This is a genomic window from Actinophytocola sp. (assembly GCF_035634895.1).
In the GTDB taxonomy this organism is placed as follows: domain Bacteria; phylum Actinomycetota; class Actinomycetes; order Mycobacteriales; family Pseudonocardiaceae; genus Actinophytocola.
In genome coordinates, this window is the sequence record NZ_DASQCC010000249.1 from 1 (window position 1) to 19,815 (window position 19,815).

General features: G+C 72.2%; 13 protein-coding genes. 5 read left to right on the forward strand and 8 right to left on the reverse strand.

The features are described 5' to 3' along the window. Positions 1–348 precede the first annotated feature (348 nt). Positions 349–2,586, reverse strand: a complete 2,238-nt coding sequence (locus VET29_RS38550; protein WP_324930562.1) for a glycoside hydrolase domain-containing protein — start codon at positions 2,584–2,586, stop codon at positions 349–351. A 105-nt stretch (positions 2,587–2,691) separates the two neighbouring features. Beyond that, complete coding sequence (locus VET29_RS38555; RefSeq protein ID WP_324930462.1) at positions 2,692–4,311, reverse strand: serine/threonine-protein kinase; 1,620 nt, start codon at positions 4,309–4,311, stop codon at positions 2,692–2,694. A 441-nt stretch (positions 4,312–4,752) separates the two neighbouring features. Here VET29_RS38555 and VET29_RS38560 point away from each other — a divergent pair, with 441 nt between their 5' ends. Continuing rightward, a complete protein-coding gene (locus VET29_RS38560; protein WP_324930465.1) occupies positions 4,753–5,064 on the forward strand; it encodes a hypothetical protein in 312 nt (103 codons plus the stop codon). Between the two features lie 106 nt (positions 5,065–5,170). Here VET29_RS38560 and VET29_RS38565 read toward each other — a convergent pair whose 3' ends face one another. The 4 genes from VET29_RS38565 to VET29_RS38580 are packed head-to-tail and all read right to left on the reverse strand — an operon-like array spanning position 5,171 to position 10,355. Beyond that, positions 5,171–6,247 carry an NlpC/P60 family protein gene (locus VET29_RS38565; RefSeq protein ID WP_324930468.1) on the reverse strand — a complete coding sequence of 359 codons (1,077 nt, stop codon included), beginning with the start codon at positions 6,245–6,247 and terminating at the stop codon, positions 5,171–5,173. A 45-nt stretch (positions 6,248–6,292) separates the two neighbouring features. After that, positions 6,293–6,775, reverse strand: a complete 483-nt coding sequence (locus tag VET29_RS38570) for a poly-gamma-glutamate biosynthesis protein PgsC/CapC (RefSeq protein WP_324930471.1) — start codon at positions 6,773–6,775, stop codon at positions 6,293–6,295. Further along, a complete protein-coding gene (gene pgsB, locus VET29_RS38575) occupies positions 6,772–8,106 on the reverse strand; it encodes a poly-gamma-glutamate synthase PgsB (RefSeq protein ID WP_324930473.1) in 1,335 nt (444 codons plus the stop codon). Before pgsB ends, VET29_RS38570 begins: the two co-directional genes overlap by 4 nt. Continuing rightward, on the reverse strand, positions 8,106–10,355 hold the full coding sequence (locus tag VET29_RS38580) for a HAMP domain-containing protein (protein ID WP_324930476.1): 2,250 nt from the start codon (positions 10,353–10,355) through the stop codon (positions 8,106–8,108). Before VET29_RS38580 ends, pgsB begins: the two co-directional genes overlap by 1 nt. A gap of 322 nt (positions 10,356–10,677) precedes the next feature. Between VET29_RS38580 and VET29_RS38585 the strand changes: the two genes are divergently transcribed. The 4 genes from VET29_RS38585 to VET29_RS38600 all read left to right on the forward strand — a co-directional run bounded on the left by VET29_RS38585 (position 10,678) and on the right by VET29_RS38600 (position 15,854). Further along, positions 10,678–11,562 carry a hypothetical protein gene (locus tag VET29_RS38585; RefSeq protein ID WP_324930479.1) on the forward strand — a complete coding sequence of 295 codons (885 nt, stop codon included), beginning with the start codon at positions 10,678–10,680 and terminating at the stop codon, positions 11,560–11,562. A gap of 107 nt (positions 11,563–11,669) precedes the next feature. Beyond that, positions 11,670–13,169, forward strand: coding sequence for an FAD-linked oxidase C-terminal domain-containing protein (locus VET29_RS38590; protein WP_324930481.1), 1,500 nt, complete (start codon positions 11,670–11,672; stop codon positions 13,167–13,169). A gap of 1 nt (position 13,170) precedes the next feature. Then, the gene (locus VET29_RS38595) at positions 13,171–14,301 is read left to right on the forward strand and encodes an FAD-binding oxidoreductase (RefSeq protein ID WP_324930485.1); all 1,131 of its coding nucleotides are present in this window, start codon (positions 13,171–13,173) and stop codon (positions 14,299–14,301) included. A gap of 149 nt (positions 14,302–14,450) precedes the next feature. Further along, complete coding sequence (locus tag VET29_RS38600; RefSeq protein ID WP_414636719.1) at positions 14,451–15,854, forward strand: (Fe-S)-binding protein; 1,404 nt, start codon at positions 14,451–14,453, stop codon at positions 15,852–15,854. Between the two features lie 76 nt (positions 15,855–15,930). On the opposite strand, the gene VET29_RS38605 is transcribed toward VET29_RS38600, so the two are convergent. Both VET29_RS38605 and VET29_RS38610 read right to left on the reverse strand, forming a co-directional pair. Continuing rightward, a complete protein-coding gene (locus VET29_RS38605) occupies positions 15,931–17,760 on the reverse strand; it encodes a ricin-type beta-trefoil lectin domain protein (protein WP_324930490.1) in 1,830 nt (609 codons plus the stop codon). Positions 17,761–17,809: 49 nt separating this feature from the next. Beyond that, entirely contained in the window at positions 17,810–19,714 is a 1,905-nt protein-coding gene (locus VET29_RS38610; protein WP_324930493.1) for a discoidin domain-containing protein, read from the reverse strand. Positions 19,715–19,815 lie beyond the last annotated feature (101 nt).

Sequence of the window (19,815 nt, forward strand, 5' to 3'; positions counted from 1 at the left end):
CGGAACACCGACATGGCCGTGACCCAGTTGGACGCGCTGCCCGTGTAGCCGTGCACGAACACCACCGGCGTGCTGGTGGCCGCGCCGGCCGAAGGCGCGGGCGAGAACAGGGCGAACGCCACGGCGAACGCGGCGACGACCGCTCCACGGTGATGCCCTTGCTGTAGGGGAGGATCCCGTCCAGCGGCTTGAGCGGCAGGCCCGCCGCCTGCAGGACCGGGATGGGCCACGTCAGCAGCCTGACGTCGGAGAAGCCGCGGGTGAGCGCGACCTCGGCGAGGTTGCGGGCCTCGCCCGAGTGACCGCAGATGACCGGGTCGGCCCGGACCACGATGACCAGACGCCTGCTCATGAGCGGGTCCCCTTCCCGATGGGGTCGGACAGCGATGGTGGCAGGAGCTTGGTTCCCCAGTCCGACGGCTGCGGGCCGAGCTCCAGGATCAGCCGGCCGCCGGCGTGCACCTCGGCGGCGCTCAGGTGCGCCGCCTCCAGCGGCTTCCCGTTCAACCGGGCCGACTGCACGTACTGCGGCGGCGGGACGCCGTCCAGCCCGTCGGAGCTGATCGAGTTCTCGCGGTGCCCTCGCGTCTCGACGACGAAGTCGTGCGCCCCGACGTGCAGGGTCGCGCGCCGGAAGGCGGGCGCGTTGACGAGGAACATGCTCTGCCCGGCGACCGGGAACAGCCCGAGCGAGGCCCACACGTACCAGGAGCTCAGCCCGCCGGAGTCGTCGTTGCCCGGCAGCCCGCCGGGCCCCGTGCCGAACTGCCAGGTCAGCGCGGCGTGCACGATCTCGGCCGTGCGGTCCGGCCGGCCCGCGTAGTGGTAGGACCACGGCGCTTCCATGTCCGGCTCGTTGTTCAGCCCCTCGAACCGGTTCAGCGCGTACCCGGCCCGCATCTCGGCCGGGTCGGGCCGGCGGCCGGGCTGTGTCACCCGTGGCGCGTCGTAGCCGAAGAACGCGTCGAGGATGCCGACGAACGCGTCGTCACCACCGACCATCGCGATCCGCGCGGCCATGTCGTGCAGCAGCCGGAACGAGTAGTTCCACTTGCCGCCCTCGTAGAACGACGAGTCGCACAGCAGGCCGGTGGCCGGGTCGAAGGCGTTGGACCACAGGCGGCTCCGCCGGTCGAGGTCGTCGGCCAGCCGCGTGTCGCCCAGGGCCCTGGCGACGCCGGAGGTGCAGTGGCAGGCGTAGGCGAGGTCGAGGGTGTGCGAGATCGGATGCACGACGCCGTGCTCGTAGAAGTCCTCCCCGTACATCCGGCGCAGGTCGTCGTGCATGTGCACCAGCGCCCACGCCCAGTCGAGGTCGCCGAGGCCGAGCGCGTGCACGTCGGCCAGCGCGGTGTGCACCAGCGCGCTCGCCTGCCGGAAGAACCTGTCCGCGCCGCGCGCCATCCGGTACCCGATGGGGAAGTTCCCCTCCTCCTCGCAGACCCGGATCAGTGACTCCAGCAGGTCGACCGCCCGCTCCGGGCAGATCGCGGTGAGCAGTGGCAGCTGGGTCTTGTAGATGTCCCACATGGTGCAGACGTCGAACGCGAAGGGCCCGGAGGACGGCCAGAACGGGCTCTCGTCGTCGGCGAAGCACGGCTTGATCAGCGAGTGGTACAGGGCCGTCGCGAACACCTGGCGCCGGGCCGGTGAGCCGCCCTCGACCTCGATCCGGTCGACGTGGTCGCGCCACCGGTCGGCGGTCCTGGCCCGGAGGTCGTCGAACGCCGGCGACCCGCCGCCGCGTTCGCGGTACAGGTTCTCCCTGGCCTGGTCGCAGCCGCGCAGTGAGAAGCCGATCTGGATCTCGACCTGCTGGCCCGCGGTCGTCGGTCCCATGTAGAGCATCCCGAACGGGCGCAGCGTGGTCGGCCTGATGCGGTCGAAGTCCAGCCGTGTGCCGCCCTCGATGAGTCTCCTGTCGTGCCACAGCATCTGGCGCCAGCCCGGGCAGTCGACCTCCAGGTACACCGAGAGCGGGATGCCCTCGACGACCACCGTGCCCTGGGCGCGGCCGTTGCCGAGGCTCTCCACGTGCGCCCGCAGCGGCACCGTCCGCCCGAGGTCGATGGCCAGGCCGCCGATGGACAGGTCGACGACGATCCGGGCACTGCGGTGCGCGGGGAAGGTGTACCGGTGGATCGCGACCTTGGCACCGACGGTGAGCTCGCACCGGATGTCCGTGTCGAGCGTGGCCGCGTAGTAGCCGGCTTCCGCGGCCTCGTCCCGCAGTGGCCAGGACACGCCGAGGACGTCCAGCTGCTGGACCATCGGGGTGACCCGCACGTAGTTGTAGTACTTGCGGATCGCGCCGGTGCCGGACTGCTGGAAGTGGGTGAAACCGGACGCCTGGAGCTGGCCGAACAGCTCCTCCGGCACCCCCTCGGTGCCCTTGGTGTACTGGCCGTAGCCGGTCGGGTACGCACCGGAGTACGCGCAGGCCGAGACCATGCCGAGCGGGAACGTCGCACCCGGATGGGTGTTGCCCACCTGCGGTTTCGGCGACCACCAGGTAGCCGCCAGCCCCTGCGCCGCGGGCAGTGAGGTGGCGGCCGTGCCGATGAATGGATCAATCTCGTCGATTATGGCGAGAGACTATGTCAGCGGGGCCGCCACGTTGGTTTCCGTGACGTGAACGCGTGGTTGACCGCCGATGCAATCTCGTGTGGACACACCGGCCGCGCCCCGGGCTCAGCCGCGGGGGTAGAGGTCGGTCACGTTGCCGGCCAGGTCGGCGGCGAGGTAGCCGGCGCCGTAGTCGTCGGAGACGTAGAGCTTCATCGACGGGGTGCCGTCGATGATGTCGGTGTCCACGACCACGTAGCGGCTGGTCGGCCGGTCGACGCCCAGCTCCTTGTTCGCCCGCGCCCACAGGGCCGGCAGTGCGTCCCAGTTGACCGTGTCGAGGTCGAGCACGGTCCGGTCGGCGTCCACCGTGTCCGGGCGTGCGCGGGTCGCGGCGCCGTCGCGGTACACGAAGTCGTCGTAGCCGTTCTTGACCCCCTTGGCCGGCGCGGTGGCCGACGCGCTGTCCACGTAGAGGGTGAAGTCGGAGACCTTGCTGCCGCCCATCACCGGTTTCAGCGCGTCGACGACCTTGCGTGCGCCGGCGGGCGTGAGCAGGTCCTCCGCCGGCGCGCGGGTGGTCGTCGACGGGCGTCCACCGACGTTCGGGACCGTGCCGTGCGAGCCCGTGTTCGACTTCGACGGGTCGTCCACGCCCCGGAAGCTGTTGAGCAGGAACACGATCGCGGCGATCACCACCACGGCGCTCACCGAGTACGACGCGACCACGGCGACGACGCGCCCGCGTGCGGTGGGCGGCCGCGTGACCGGCTCCGACGGCTGGTAGGCGGGGTAGGGCTGCTGGTACCGCGGCGCCTGCGGGCCACTGTGCTGTGCCGGGAAGGCGCCCGCCGGGGTGTGCGGCGCCGGGAAGGCGGGTCCCGCGGGCGTGAGGGGCCCGAGCGCCCCGTGCTCGGCGGCCGCGAGCATCAGGTCGAGCTGCTCGCCGGTGGGCCGGGCGGCCGGATCGTGCACGAGGACCGCGCTGAGCGCGGGCCCGAGCGCGCCCGCGCGCCGCGGTGGCGGGACCTGCTCGGTCATCACCGCGGCGAGGGTGGCCATCGTGGTGGCGCGGCGCATCGGGTGGTAGCCCTCGACGGCCACGTACAGCAGCATCGCGAGCGACCAGAGGTCCGAGGCGGTCTGCGTCTCGTCGCCGCGCAGCCGTTCCGGGGCCATGTACTCCGGGGAGCCGATCACCTCGCCGGTCGCGGTGAGCTGGGTGGAGTCGTGCATGGCGGCGATGCCGAAGTCGGTGAGCACGGCGCCGCCGTCCGGTCGCAGCAGGACGTTGCCGGGCTTGACGTCGCGGTGCAGGATGCCGGCCGCGTGTGCCGCGCGCAGCGCCGCGAGCACGTCCCGCCCGATGCGGGCCGACTCCGCCGGGGTGAGCGCGCCGCTCTGCAGGCGGGAGTCCAGGGACGTGCCGCGGACCAGCTCCATGACGATCCACGGGTACGGCGAGTCCGGCGACTCGATGATCTGGTAGATCGAGACCACGTTCGGGTGCTGGAGCCGGGCGAGTGCGCGGGACTCACGCAGCACACGCTCCCGTTGCTGGGCGGCCAGCACCGGGTTGTGCTCGAGCAGCGCGGAGTCGGCCGGGCGCACCTCCTTGATGGCGACCTCGCGGTGCAGGCCCACGTCGCGGGCGCGCCACACCGTCCCCATCCCACCGCTACCCAGCCGCTCCAGCAGCTCGAACCGGCCGTCGACCAGGCGCCCGGGTCGTCCTCGCTCAGACATCGCGCACACGCTAGCAACCTGGCCCGCACCGCCGACCGGCCCACGGGCGGCTCGTTCGCACTGGTGAACGGGGGTCCACCGGCCGGCCGGCCGAGGAGACGGGGCCTGGACGCCCACCTGGTCGAGATTGGACGTCTTCCGCGGTCGTTAACTCACTCGGGTGACGTACCGACTGTGAGTGGTCCATGCGTCACCGAGTCGCAATTTGTGAACCAATTTCACTTTAGATTCGGGATATCACAGTGTGTAATGCGCGTCACAGCGGTTCTTCTCGACGGTGATCACTGTGCGTGAGTAGGTAGTTGTTTGGTGAACAAGTAACGCCGTGGTTTGTCGAAACGAACAAAGAAATAACGACCAATTCGAAAACCACAACGAGGATGGGGGCGCCCGGATATGTTACCGAGAGTTTTCAGTCGTTATTCCGCCCGCGCGACCCTGTTGGCCGGAGCGTCGGTCGTCGGGGTGCTCAGCCTGTCCGCCGCACTGGCCACCTGGCAGGAGACACCGGTCGTCGGCCTGATGCCGATCCTGGTCTGCGCGTTGGCGGTCACGGTGTTGCTTCTGGTCCGGCGCGCGTTACGCAGGGCATCGGCCCGGATCGACGTCATCCTGCGCGAGGAGATCGATGTGGAGCGGGTGGTGCCGACGTGTGCCGAGAATCCGGCGGAACTCGGTGCACGACTACCCGTGCGCGGTGTCGGTGCTTTCCAGCATCCGCCGGCCGGCAACCAGCGGGATGTCGGTGTGTGACATCGGAGAAATTCACGGCGTTCCCGCTGTGCGAACCATTTCCCTTACCGTGCACGTGCCCGCCGCGGACCTCGGCGGCGGGCACGCCGACCGTTCGACACCGTGGTCAGATGCGCCGCGCGGCACGCCAGCCCTGCGAGTACATGCCGCCGTCGTCGAGCAGTGACGTGCCGCCGAGGTCGCCGAACGTCGGGCCGTTCGCCCGTTCCCGGCTCGACATGAAGCGGTGGTGGCCCGCCGAGTCGATGCCGAGGTAGACGCCGACGTGGTCGAGCTCGTCCGCGGTGCCCTCGACCTCGAAGAACAACAGGTCACCCGGCTGCAGCGCGTCGTAGTCGGTGACCCGGGTACGGGTGTTGGGGATCAGCTTGACGCCCGGCCCGTTCTCGGCGATGGCCCACGCGCGCCGCGGCAGGCCGGGGCCGGGGTTGTTGGTGCCCAGCAACGGGTAGCCGAGCCGGAAGCCGTACACCATCCGCACGAAGCCGGAACAGTCCAGCGCACCCCGGTGCGCGGGCTTGGGCAGCTTCGTGCCCATGTCCGGGAACGAGTAGCGGATGCCCAGGTAGTCCATGAAGTCGGACTGCTCAAGGCGCGCGTAGCCCTGCGGTTCCACGGGCCCGAAGATCGCGTCACCCCGGACCTGCAGACCGTCGGTGTTCTTCTCCGCGGCGGCGCCGTCGAAGTACTGCATCGCGACATCGAACACGTCGGGGGTCGTGTCCTTCCTGGCGGTGTCGAACCACCGGGCGAACCACGGCGCGGACTCGGCGCCGGGCGTCCACGCCTCCGGCGCCAGCCGGACCCAGGTCGTCGTGGTGATGGTCGCCCTGGTGAACCGCGGCTCGGCGAACGTCCGTGCCGGGCCGGTCAGCGCCACGGTCCGCGCGCCGTCGGTGAACGTGGCGAGCACCGCGCCGGTCTGGTCCCGCACCACGGTCCGTGGTGGGTTCGCCAGCCGGTCGAAGCTCGGGCCCGCGGCCGGCGCGCCCTCGGCCGGGGCGGCCGAGCCGCCTTCGCTCCGGATCGCCACCGCGGTCGCCGGCGGTGCGGTCGCGGCGTCGCCGCTCGCGTGCTGGCGGGCGAACTGCACCACGCCGAACCCGCTCAACCCGATCACCGCGAGCACCACGCCTGTTCGCAGCGCGCGGTTGGCGCCCTGCCTGCCGGGGTCACGTGCCATGCCCTCACGCACGTCCTCGCGGGACGGTTGGTTCAAACGGTTGGTTCAAATCGTCGGCACCAGCCCGACGAGCACCCCGCTGGCCAGCACGCCGTAGCTCGCGAAGCTGACCGTGCCGGTGGCGAGCAACGTCGACACCGGCGGCTGCCGGACCAGCTGGTACGCGATCAGCCCCGGCACGACGAAGCCGAGGGTCTGGTGCGCGAACAGCAGCGGGAAGTCCCGCTGGATCAACAGGAACAGCGTGCTCTGGAACAGCACGCCGGTGAGCACCACCGCGGCGAACAGGCGCTTGCCGTAGAGGATCACCGCCTGCTGGAGCAGCTTGCTCGCGCCGAAGGTGAGCGCGGTCATCAACACGACGAGGGCCGCCCGCCGGTAGTCCTCGACGAGAGTCAGGGCCACCCAGCCCGGGGTGATCATGCCGCCGGGGGACAGGTTGGTGGTCAGGTAGCAGATCAGCGAGAACAGCAACCCGATCGCCAACCCGAGGGTGGCCACCTCGGGTACCAGGTTGTAGACGGTCACGGCTCGCTCCGGTGCCGGATGCGGGGCAGTGGTTGCGTCATGGCCGCGTTCGGCTGGGGCTGGCGGCTACTGGCCGCGACGTCACGCCGGTACGGGGTGGGCCGTGGGCGCTCTCGGTCGAGCGGCCGGTCGCGTGGCTCCCGCACGGTCGCGGCGGGCGCCTCCGGCAGCGTGGCGAGCTGTTCGAGCAGCAGCTCGCCCTGGCCGTGGATGTTGCCGACGGCGACGAGGGAGGCCTGCTCGTCGATCCCGCCCATGATCTCGGCGACGAGCTCGAGCGCGTCGCGGGTGCCGCCGAGGTCGACGATCCGGTCGTGCCACTTCTGCGGGATGGCAACCCGCGCGCTGCGGGTCGGGGTGCCGATCAGCACGACCCGCTCCGGCTCGATGTCCGCGACGAGCTCGCCCATCTGGCCGTTGCGCTCGATCCGGTCCGGCCGGCAGTTGATGACCAGGTGCAACGGTCTCGTGATGGCCTTCGAGGTGAGGAGGCGGCGCACGTTCATCAGCGTCGACCGGGGGTCGTTGGCCGCGAACACGTTGGCGACGCGGAGCAGCTTGCCGGTCACGAGGTACCGCTTGACCTCGAGCACGCCCGGGTCGGGCGGCGCGGACCACATGCCCGCCAGCGCAGAGGACCGGTTGACCCCGAGCAGGCCGGCGACCGCGAGCGCGATCGCGACGTTCTCCTTGAAGGTGATCCAGCTGAACCCGGCCATCTCCTCGTCGGTGACCGTCTCGGGATGCACGACCACGAGCTTGCAGTCCCGTCGCGCCGCCTCGCGTTTGAGCAGCGGCAGCCGCTCCCGCTCCGCGGTCACGCACACCCCGCCGACCGGCATCGTCCTGGCGAGGGACCTGGCGACGTCGTCGAGCGTCGGGCCCATCTCGGCGAGGTGGTCCTCGCGGACGTTGCACAGCACCCCGATGTTCGAGCGGATCAGCTTGTCCTGGCTGATTCCCTGCAGGTCCGGCATGACCGCCATGCACTCGATGACGAGCGCGTCCGGCCGGTACGCCGACGCCCGCCGGACGATGCCGACCTGCTCGATCACGTTCGCGATCCCGAACTTGCGGTAGACCGGTTCCTCACTGGCGTCCGGGTGGATGAACCTGGCCGCGGTACCGGTGGTCTTCGCGACGGTGACCAGTCCGCCGCCCCGCAGCGCGCCCGCGCACAGCCGCGTGATCGAGCTCTTGCCGCGGATCCCGTTGATCATGATCCGGCGCGGGATCCGCGCCAGGTTGGCGTAGTGGCGGCGCTGTTCGACGATGCCGGCGAACAGCAGCACGGTGGCGCCCCCGAGCAGGACGCAGTACAGGAAGACCATCAGCGGCCTCGCCGGGCGGGGGAGGGGGCCGGGCGGGTGGCCTTGCGGGTGGACCGAGGTCTGGCCTGCCCGCGGCCGCGCGGGGGCGCCGGGGGCACCACGGCGATCAGCTCGGTGGCGTCGGTCGCCGCGCCGCTGGGCCGGCGGGCGCCGCCGAGCCTGCGCACCCCGTCGGTCATCGCCTGCCGGCAGATCTCCAGGCACGAGGCGATCGTGCCGACCTGGTCCTGGTGCTGCGGGTAGACCACCGACCCGTACCGGCCCGCGACGATCTCGTCGGCCGCCGCGGCCACCCGGCGCAGCGGCCGGATCAGCAGCAGGTACTGCCAGCCGAACAGCAGCAGCGCGAGGAGCGCGGCGACCAGCGCGGCGACCATGGCGTTGCGCCGCAGCTCGTTGCCGGGCAGCGCGAGGTCGGTGACCGGCTGCTCGGCGACGACCTTCCACCCGAGCTTGCCGCTCGCCCCGCCGCGCAGCGGGGCGGACACGATCACGGCCCGTCCGGTCGTGCCCTCCTGTGTCCTGGCGACCGGGCGGCCACCGCCGGACTCGATGGCGCTGTCGCGCAGCTCCACACTCAGGTCGGCGAAGGCGATGAAGCCGTCGGTGGCCGCGATGGTGCGCAGCCCGTTGTCGACGAGCTGTACCGAGCCCGGCGCGCGGCCGAGGAGCCGCGCGATGTGGTCCAGGTCGAACTCGCCGACCAGCGCCTGGCCGTTCGGCAGCGGCGCGTTGGCGAACAGCACGGGCACCGGGGCGCCGGCCCGCCGCAGGTTGAGACCGGGTTCCGCCGGCAGCGGCTCGGCGGTGCGCAGCGGTTCGCGGCCGACGACCGAGGTGGCACGGCCGGCCTCGTCGACCAGGTACACGCTGCGGTAGCGGGACTGTCCGGCGAACAGCTCGTCGAGACTCGACCGCACCTCGCCGGGCTTGCCGCCGCCGGCCAGCGAGGTCAGGTCGGCGAGCCCGTCGTTGAGGCTGCGCCGCAGCGCCTCCGTCGCCGCCGTGGTCTGGTCGCGGATGCTGGACACCACCGTGTCGGGCACGGCGACGTCGCGGCTGCCGACGGTGAACGCCACCCCGGCCGACCAGCCGAGCACGGCGACCGTGGTGAGCCCGATCGCGAGCGCGGGGGCCAGCCCGGCGCGCCTGCGCCCCACGGCACGCTCCGGTTCGCCGCCCAGCTCGGCACGGCAGTGCTCGAACGCGGCGGCGATCCGGTCCACCTCCCGGGTTCGCGATCTCCTGACGTGCGTCGTCATCAGCCGGCCGTCGGCGACGGCGATCGCGTCGGCCCGCAGCCGCCGGACCGGGGCGACCAGCACCCGCCGGACGAGCAGGAGGCCGAATGCCGCCACACACCCGAGCGCGACCGCCGGCACGAGACCGTTGCCGCCCGGCCCCGCGGCGGTGACCGGCGCACGCACCACCGACACCACGGCGAGGCCGAGCGTTCCGCTCACCTGGGCGGACGAGACGGGGGAGTACACGACCGTCGGCTGTTCGACGCCACCCTTCGGGCCGGTGACCGTCCTGCCGGTCAGGTTGCCCTTCTCGCCGGCCGCCCCGGCGGCGCTGGCCAGCGCGACCAACCGGTTGACGTCTTTGTCGGCCTTGCCCGGTGGGGTGCCGCGCGCGTCGATGACCTTGCCGTCGCCGGTGGTGAGCAGCAGCGCCGCCCGCCGGCCGCCGCCGGACGTGGCGTCCGGGAGCCGGGTGCCGCGGGCGGCGACGAGCACCTGGCCGTCGGGCAACGCCTCGGCCACGACCACGCGCAGCGCGCCGTCGCCGCCGACCACCGGGGTGACGGTCGTGCTGGTCACGGTCTTCGGGACCGACTGCACCGAGACGGGCTCACCGCGGGACGCGACCAGGCCCCGCGTGCGGGCGTCCAGCACGGCCGCGCCGCGCCAGTTCCCGTTCTGCAACAGCCGCGTCAGCAGGTCCTCCGGCGTCGCCGCCGGCACGGCCGTCGCCGCGCGGAGGTCGGCGATGCCCTGGCTGGCGGAGGCGCCGACGGCCGAACCGGCGTCCCGGACGAGCTGCGCCTGGGACTCGGCGATGGCGGCGGAGACGGTGCCGGACCCGCTGCCGCCGAGCAGCACCGCACACAGCCCCGCATGCAGCAGCAGCAGGGCGAACACGGTGACCGACGGGGTGCTGACACCGGCGGGGAAGCCGCTCTCCGGCAGCTGGTCGGTCAGCGTGTGCCCCGGCTGAGGGCGCGGTCGTCTGGTTCGGACTCCCATGGTTGCGCGCTTCACCCTAGATCCGTGTTCGGCCAGTTTCCCGTCGTGATCAATACGTACGGCGGCCCCGAAGCGGTTCTTGCCGATTTGGTCGAACGGGCAACTGCCTACGAGTGCGGTGTCCACCGATGTTGGTGGGTCTATCGGTGGATCCAGGTTTCCGCTGGCAAGGCGCCGATTCGCCCTCGTGCTGGACCGTACCTGGGCGGATCGGCAACGCCGTCTCGCCGGCCCGGCGCTCGCTGGGCAGCCGAGAGACCCGGCGAACGTTGGTGGACACCGCACTAGGCGGTACGGCCCGGTGGCTCTAAGCTGCGCGCCGATGAGTGTCCTGAGACGGCCGGCGCTGTGGCTCGTGCTCGGGGTCGTGCTCGTGACCGGCACGTTCCTGGTGATCACCCGCGAGGAACCCGCGGCCGCACCGAGCGAGGCGACCGACCTGGGCGCGCAGCTCCGCGAGTTCGCCGCCGGCCTGCACGCCGGCGACCCGTACCGCCCACCCGGGCCGGCCGAACGGCGCAGGCTGCTGTTGGCGCTGCACGCGCTGGAGGCGGGCAGGCCCGCCCACGCCCCGGGGTTCACCGTGCGGACGGGCAACGACGAGGAGACCGGCCGGCCCTTCGGGCTCCTGGTCAACCCGCCGGGCGAACGTGCGTGGGGCTGGTACCTGGTCGACCGGTCCGCGCCGCCTCGGCTCGTGATCGAGGTGCCGCACCCCAACTCCGACCTGCACACGGAGGAGGTCGGGCTGGCGCTGTACCGGTCGGTGCCGGGCTCGGTCCTGCTGGTCGCCGGCGCCCACCGGAAGGCCGGCGACGGCGCGGCCGACGTGGCCCACCACGCGGACTCGATGTTCCAGGCCGTCGCCAGCGACCTCGCGGGGCGCGGCCTGCCCCAGGTCCAGCTGCACGGCTTCCACGACGACAACCTGCCGGACAGCGACGTGGTGGTCTCCCCGGGTGCCGGCGAGCCGGGCGGCTACGTGCGCCGCGTCGCCGACCAGCTCGCCGAGGACTTCCAGGTGTGCCGCTCGTGGCGGCAGGACTGCGGCCGGCTCGAGGGCACCACCAACGTGCAGGGCCGCGACGCGGCCGAGCGCGGAACCCCGTTCGTCCACGTGGAGATCAGCCGCACCATCCGGGACGACCGCGACGAGTGGTCCGAACTGGTGCGCGCGACCGCCCGGGCCACGCTGAACGAGGGGTGACTCGGCCGGCTTCCGCCGGATCGTGGTGGCTCGCCCGGGCCCGTGCGGGTGAACTACCGCCCTCTTCGATGGCGCGAATCCCGCTCCGGCCTTGCACCATGGTCGGTATGAGTTCCCCAGGAGATGCTAAGGACATCGCGGAGCAGGCATCGCCGCGGACGCTTGAGCTGGCCGGCCGGCTGCGGGCCGCGATCGGCGCGGCCAAGGTACTCACCGATCCCGCGCAGCTGCGCACGTACGAGTGTGACGGGCTGGAGGCGTTCCGGGTCCGCCCGGGCGTCGTGGTCCTCGCCGAGCACCGCGACGACGTGGTGCGCACGGTGAAGCTGTGTGCCGAGGCCGGCATCCCGTTCGTGGCAAGGGGATCCGGCACCGGCCTGTCCGGCGGGGCGGTGCCGGTCGCGGACGGCGTGCTGATCGTGCTGTCGCGGCTGCGCCAGATCGTCGACGTCGACCCCGACAACGCCCGGATGGTGGTCGAGCCCGGGGTGATCAACCTGTGGGTGACCCGCGAGGCCGCTCCGCACGACCAGCTGTACGCGCCGGACCCGTCGTCGCAGCAGGTGTGCAGCATCGGCGGGAACGTCGCGGAGAACTCGGGTGGCGCGCACTGCCTCAAGTACGGGTTCACCGTCAACCACGTGATGGGCGCGGAGGTCGTGCTCGCCGACGGCGAGGTGGTGCACCTCGGTGGCCGCGCGCCGGAGCACCCCGGCTTCGACCTGCTCGGCGCGTTCGTCGGCAGCGAGGGCACGCTCGGCGTCGTCACCGAGGTGACGGTCCGGCTGCTGCGGGTGCCCGAGTCCGTGCAGACGATGCTCGTCGGCTTCCACTCCGTCGCCGACGCGGCGGGCACGGTCAGCGACATCATCGCGGCCGGGATCCTGCCGGCCGCCATCGAGATGATGGACGCGCTGGCGATCGAGGCGGCCGAGGCCGCCGTGCGGTGCGGCTATCCGGGGGGTGCCGAGGCGGTGCTCGTGATCGAGCTGGACGGCCCGCAGGTCGAGGTGGACGAGCAGTTCGGGCACGTCGAGACGCTGGCGCGGGCCCGGCACGCGTTCGAGACCCGCATCGCCGCCGACGCCGAGGACCGGGCGCTGATGTGGCGCGGCCGCAAGTCCGCGTTCGCGGCGGTCGGCCGGATCAGCCCGTCCTACTACGTGCAGGACGGCGTCATCCCGCGCACCCGGCTGCCGGAGATCCTCGCCGCGATGAGCACGCTCGCCGACGAGGCGAACCTGCGCGTGGCCAACGTCTTCCACGCCGGCGACGGCAACCTGCACCCGCTGATCCTGTTCGACGACGCGGTGCCCGGCGCGTCGAAGGCGGCCGAGGACCTGGGGTTCGCGATCCTCGACCTCTGCATCGAGGCGGGCGGCTCGATCACCGGCGAGCACGGTGTCGGCCTGGAGAAGAAGTCCAAGATGGCCGGTCAGTTCTCCCCGGCGGACCTCGACACGATGCAGCTCGTGCGCTGTGCGTTCGACCCGGACGGCCTGGCCAACCCCGGCAAGCTCTTCCCGACCCCGCGGCTGTGCGGCGAGCGGCCGGGGGTGCGCACCGCGGACACCGCACCCGACCCGGCGCTGGGAGAGGTGTTCTGACGTGGCGGCCCTGAGTTCCTCCTCGATCGCTGGCGTCACTCCGTCCGGGTTCGTCACCCCTTCCTCGGCCGGTGAGGTCGCCGACGTCCTGCGGTCCACGACCGGCACCGTCGTCCCGGTCGGCGCCGGCACCAAGACCGGCTGGGCCGCGCCGCCCGCCTCGTGCGACCTGCTGCTGCGCACGACCGCGCTGGACCGCGTCGTCGAGCACGTGCCCGGCGACCTGGTGGTCGTCGCCGAGGCGGGCGTGCCGCTCGCGACCCTGCAGGCACGGCTCGCCGAGCACGGCCAGATGCTCGCGCTCGACCCGCCCGAGCCGGGCGCGACGCTCGGCGGCATCGTCAGCGCCAACGCCTCCGGCCCGCGCCGCCTGCGCTACGGCACCGTGCGCGACCTGCTGATCGGTGTGACGGTCGTGCTGGCGGACGGCACCACAGCCCGCTCCGGCGGGAAGGTCGTGAAGAACGTGGCCGGCTACGACCTGGGCAAGCTCTACACCGGCGCGCACGGGGCGCTCGGCGTGCTCGTGTCCACGACGTGGCGGCTGCACCCGCTCCCGGCCGCGGCCGGCACGGTGGCCGTCGGAGTCGCCGACGCCGCCGAGGCCGGCAGGCTCGCGAGCCTGGTCGTCCGGTCGACCCTCACCCCGTCCGCGGTCGAGCTGCGCTGGGAGGGCGGCTCGGGGGAGCTGGTCGTGCTGTTCGAGTCCATCCCGGCCTCGGTCGACGCACAGTCGGCCGCGGCGATCGAGCTGCTGGGCGGCGGTGAGCGGGCCCACGAGCCACCGCCCTGGTTCGGCGCCCGACCGACCGGGGGAGTGGTGCTGCGGCTGGCCTACGAGCCGCACGCCCTGCCTAGGGTGCTGGCCGCGCTGCCCGCGGCCGCGGCCGGCACCGCCTCCGCGGGCACCGGCGTCGCCTACCTGTCGGTGCCGGCGGACACGGACCTGGCGGCACTGCGTGCGGCGATCGCGCCGTACGACGGGTCGGCGGTCGTCCTCGACAGGCCGGCCGGCCTGGCGGTCGACCACTGGGGGCCGGTGCCCGACTCGTTCGGGCTGATGACCCGCGTCAAGGACCAGTTCGACCCCGGCCGACGCCTGTCGCCCGGTCGCCTGTTGGGAGGACTGTGATGACCACGGACTCGAACCAGCTGCCCGATGGCGCGAGCCGCGCCACCGACCAGGCCGCCGCCGAGGCCGTCGGCGCCCGCAGGCCGGTGGACCTCGGCCAGGGCGGCCCGATCGCGGCCAGCGCCCCCGGCGCGACCGTCGGGCTCGGCATGCCGGCCAGCGGACCGCCGCGCGGGAGCGCGTTCGACGAGCACCACCCGCCGGACCCCGCGCTGCTGAGCGACTGTGTCCACTGCGGGTTCTGCCTGCCCACGTGTCCCACCTATGTGCTGTGGGGCGAGGAGATGGACAGCCCGCGCGGCCGCATCGACATCATGAAGGCCGGCGTCGCCGGCGACGTCTTCGACGCGAACAGCGTGCGGCACCTCGACCAGTGCCTCGGCTGCATGGCCTGCGTGACCGCGTGCCCGTCCGGCGTGCAGTACGACAAGCTGATCGAGGCCACCCGCGCGCAGCTGGAGCGGCGGGTGACGCGACCGCCGTCGCAGCGGTGGCTCCGCAGGCTGATCTACGCCCTGTTCCCGTACCCCCGGCGACTCCGGGTGCTGCGTGGTCCGCTGCGGGCCTACCAGGCGAGCGGCCTCGGCCGGCTCGTGGCCCGCGTCGGACTGCTGCGCAGGCTGCCGGAACCGTTGCAGGCCATGGAGGCGCTCGCGCCGAAGCTCGGCAGGATGGCGAAGCTGGCCGAGCGAACGCCGGCCGCCGGCACCAGGCGCCGCACGGTCGGGCTGCTCACCGGCTGCGTGCAGGGCACGTTCTTCCCCGACGTCAACGCCGCCACCGTCCGGGTGCTGGCCGCGGAGGGCTGCGAGGTCGTCGTGCCGCGCGGCCAGAGCTGCTGCGGTGCGCTGTCCGCGCATGCCGGCCGCGAGCCGGAGGCGCTCCGTTTCGCCAAACGGGTGATCGAGACCTTCGAGGCGGCCGGGGTGGACAACGTCGTGGTGAACGCGGCCGGCTGCGGGTCCAACCTCAAGGACTTCGCCCACCAGCTGCGTGACGAGCCGGCGTGGGCGGAGCGCGCGAAAGCGTTGTCCGCCAAGGCCCGCGACATCAGCGAGCTGCTCGACGAGCTGGGCCCGGTCGCGGAGCGGCACCCGCTGGCGATGACCGTCGCCTACCAGGACGCGTGCCACCTCGGGCACGCGCAGGGCGTGCGGAACCAGCCGCGCCGGCTGCTGCGGGGCATCCCGGGGGTCGAGCTGCGGGAGCTGCGTGAGGCCGAGATCTGTTGCGGCAGCGCGGGTACCTACAACCTACTGAACCCCGGGCCCGCGCGTGAGCTCGGGGAACGCAAGGCGAACGCGGTGCTCGCCACCGGCGCCCAGGTGATGGTCACGGCCAACCCCGGCTGCTGGATGCAGGTCGCGACGACGCTGGCCCGGATGGGGCGGCGCCTGCCGGTCGCGCATACCGTGCAGGTGCTGGACGCCGCCATCCGCGGCGTGCCCGTCGACCGGCTGCTGGCGCGGGCGCTCGACGGCCCGGGCACCGTCGTGTCCACGGTGTCCGGCTCCCCGAAGGCGACGGAGAAACCCGGCTCCCCGTCGGCGTAGCAGGGCTGCGCGGCCAGTGGCCGGGACGTTCGTGAAGGGGTGCCGGCGGACGCGGCGCCCCTTCACGAACGAGCTGTTACGCCGGCACCGTCCACTTCTGGTTGGACGCGCCGGTACAGGTCCAGATCTGGAGCTTGGCGCCGTCGGCGGTACTGCGGTCCTTCACGTCGAGACACTTGCCGCTGCCGGCGTTGACCAGGTCACCGGCCGAGGAGTAGGTCCATCGCTGGTTCCCGCCACCGAAACAGTCCCACAGCTGGACGGCCGTGCCGTCCGCCGTGCCGCTGCCGGTCACGTCCAGGCACTTGCCCAGGCCGCGGATCGTGCCGTCCGTGCCGAGGGTCCACTGCTGGTTGGGACCGGACGAGCACGTCCACATCTGCGGCTGGTTGCCGTTGGCCGTCGAGCCGTCGGTGACGTCGAGGCACTTGCCGCCCAGCCCGCTGACGGGGCCGGTGCGGCCGGTGGGCGGTGGCGTGGTGCCGCCGCTGCCCGGCCAGGTGAAGGTCGCCATCGCGCCGCCGGGCAGCTGGTAGCCGAACGACTGGCCGCCGTAGGAGACCTGGAAGTTCTGCGTGCCGCCGCTGTTGACGGCGACGAGCACGATCGTGCCGTCCGGGTTGCGGAACGCGACGTTCTGGATGCCGCCCTCGCCGTAGCCGGTGGAGTCGACGCGGACCGCGCCCGGCTGGACGAACTTGCTCAGGTGACCCAGGACGTAGTACTCGGCGTTGTAGGTGACGTTGCCGCCGTTGGTGGTCACGACGCCCATGCAGTTGCCGCAGCTGCCGATGACCGGGCCGTGGCCGGCGTCCAGGGCCATGTTCCACGTCGTCACGGTCCGGGCCCAGTTGCGGGTGGTGCCGACCGCGAGGTTGATGCCCTGCCAGCGCAACGAGTCCCGGAACGTGGCCGCGTCGTCGGCCGAGGACGTGCCGGAGCACTCGGTGAAGAAGATCTCCTTGTTCGGCTGGGCGTTGTGCACCGTGGACTGTCCGCTCGGGTTGCCGCCGTAGCAGTGCCACGCCGAGCCGACCACGTTGCCGCCCGTGCTGTTGTTGACCTGCTGCGCGTAGCTCGTGTCGTCCCAGTTGTGGTCGTAGCCGAGCAGCTTGGTGGACAGGCCCGCCGAGCGCAGCTTCGGCGCCAGGTTGTTGATGATGTTCGACTGCTGGGTCGCCGACATCAGCATGCCGGGGTAGCCGGGTGGTGAGAAGTTGGGCTCGTTCTGGACGCTCAGGTAGTCGACCGGGGCGCCCGCGGCGCCGTACGCCTGGGCGAACCGGACGAGGTAGTCGGCGTATACGCCGATCTGGCTGTCGGACAGGGAGCCGCCGACGAGGTTGTTGTTGGTCTTCATCCACGCGGGCGCGCTCCACGGCGTCGCCATGATGGACAGTCTCGGGTTCAACGCCTTCGCCTGCCTGACCAGCGGCAGGATGTAGGCGTTGTCGTGCGCGACGGAGAACCGGGAGAGGCTCGGGTCGGCCGCACCGTCGTCGTAGGTGTAGAAGCCGCGGGAGAAGTCCGTCGCGCCGACCGGCTGGCGCAGCCAGCTCATCCCGACGCCGCTGCCCGGGTTGAACAGCGCGTTCATGATCTCGTCGCGCCGTGGCGAGTTGAAGATGTTCCACGCCGCGGCGTCGGTGAGCGAGGCGCCGAAGCCCACCATCGACTGGTAGGTGGTGTTCGGGTTCACGGTGATCACAGATCCGCTGCCGCCGGTGCCGAACGAGACGTTCCCCTGCTGTCGCAGGAGGTTCGACCGGTCGGCGGTGGTGAGCCAGACGCTGGCGGTCGTCGCCGCCAGCGCCGGCGCGGCCGGGAGCGCGAGCAACGTCCCGGCGGTGGCCAGGACCGCTGTCACGACGGCGGCCACCCGCCGGCGTGTGTTGGATATCGACATGATGCTCCTTGCAGGGTTGGGAGCAGTCTCCACACCGGTTGTGGAGAGGTCAGTCGTAGAGCCGGACGTCGGCGACGCTCCACCAGTTGTTCGCGGCGGTGGTGGCGGTGAGCCGCAGGAACCGGGCGCTGGTGGGCCGGACGTCGATGTTCGTGAGCTGTCCGGCGCCGGTTCCGGCGGCCAGGGTGCGCCAGGTGGTGCCGTCGTCGCTGGCCGCCAGGCGCCAGCCGCGCGCGTAGTCGCCGAGGTTGCCGCCGCTGTCGACGGCGACGCGGCGGAAGTGCTGGCGTGCGCCCAGCTCCAGCTGGAGGTACTGGCCGGGCGCCTGGGCCGTCTCGCTGGACCAGCGGGTCGAGGCGTCGTCGTCCACGGCGAGCGCGGCGTCCGTGCCGAGCGACGCGGTGGCGGTCGCGCCGTGGCGGGGCACGAGGTCCAGCCTGCTCCGCAGTTCCCCGCTCCGCGGCCAGGTGAACGTGGCGAGTGCGCCGCCGGGGAGGGTGTACTCGAACGTGCGGTCGCCGACGTCGACGGCGAACGTCCGCGGGTCGTCGTTCTCGTTGTGCACCACCAGCGCGGTGGAGCCGTCCGGGTTGCGGAACGCCACGTCCATGATCTGGCCGTTCCAGCCGGTGGTGCCGAATGAGGTGCTGGCGATACGGCGGGCGCCCGGCTTCACGAACTTCGACAGGTGCCCGATGGTGTAGTACTCGGCGCCGGTGGTCACCGAGCCGTCCGGCCCGACGGTGACCAGGCCGGTGCACGTGCCGCAGCCGCCGTTGTGTGGGCCGCCGGTGGCGTCCAGGGCGATGTTCCAGTTGACCGCGCTGCGTGCCCAGTTGCGGGTCGTGCCGATCGCGACCGTGCGGGCGTGCCACACCAGCGTGTCGCGGAAGATCTTGTCCGGCGGGTCGGTGGGCCCGTGGGAGCCCGAGCACTCGGTGAACCAGATTCCCTTGTCGGGGAACGCGTCGTGCAGGGCGGTCTGGGCGCTGGGGTCGCCGTAGTAGCAGTGGTAGGCGGTGCCGGCGATCCAGTGGGACGCCCGGTCGCGCAGGATCTCGTACGGGTAGTCGGTCTCCGGGCTGGACCCCGGGGGCGTGTTGGCGACGTCGTTCGGGTGCGTGGCCCAGTTGTGGTCGTAGGCCAGGATCCTGGTGCGTGGGCTGGCCCGGTGGAGCATCGGGCCGAGCGCCGCGATGACCTTCAGCTGCTGGGCGACGGGCATGTCGGTGCCGGGATAGGCGTCCGGGGTCCGGTTCTGCGGCTCGTTCTGCACCGACAGGAAGTCGACCGGCACGCCGGCGGCGCGGTAGGCCTGGACGAACCGCACCAGGTAGCGCGCGTAGGCGTCGTAGACCGCCGGGTCGTCGATGAGCCGGCCGCCGACGAGCGAGCCGGTGGTCTTCATCCACGCGGGCGGGCTCCACGGCGTGGCCATCACCGACAGGCGTGGGTTGAGCCGCTTCGCCGCGCGCAGCAGTGGCAGGACCGTCGCCTCGTCGTGGGCGATGCTGAAGTGCCGCAACGCGAAGTCGGTCCGGCCCGCCGGGACGTCGTCGTAGGTGTAGTGCCGCGCCGACGCGGTGAAGTCCGACGAGCCGACCGGCTGGCGCAGGAAGCTCACGCCGATGCCGCGCACCGGGTCGAAGAGCTTGCGCATGGTGTCGGCCCGCACCGCGGGGGACAGGCCCGCCAGCACGGCCGCCGACGAGTCGGTGATGGACGCGCCGAACCCGTCGACGGTCTGGTAGGCGCGGTCCGGGTCGACGACGATCGTCGGCTGGGTCGAGGGCGTGGTGCCGAACGTGACGGGCGCGCGCGGCGCCATCAGCTCGGCCCGGTCCGGAGTGGTCACCCACACCTGGGCCCGCGGGACGTCCCTCCCGGCGGCGGCCTGCGCCGGGGGCACGGCCGTGAGACCGAGGAGCAGGGCCACGATCGCGATCGTTCTCATCGTCGTCCTTCTGGCTGAGCACCCGCAGGATGTAACAGTAGATCAATCACTGTGAAACAAGTGCTTTTCATGATGAAACACCCCGTGCTTCGGCAGCGTCA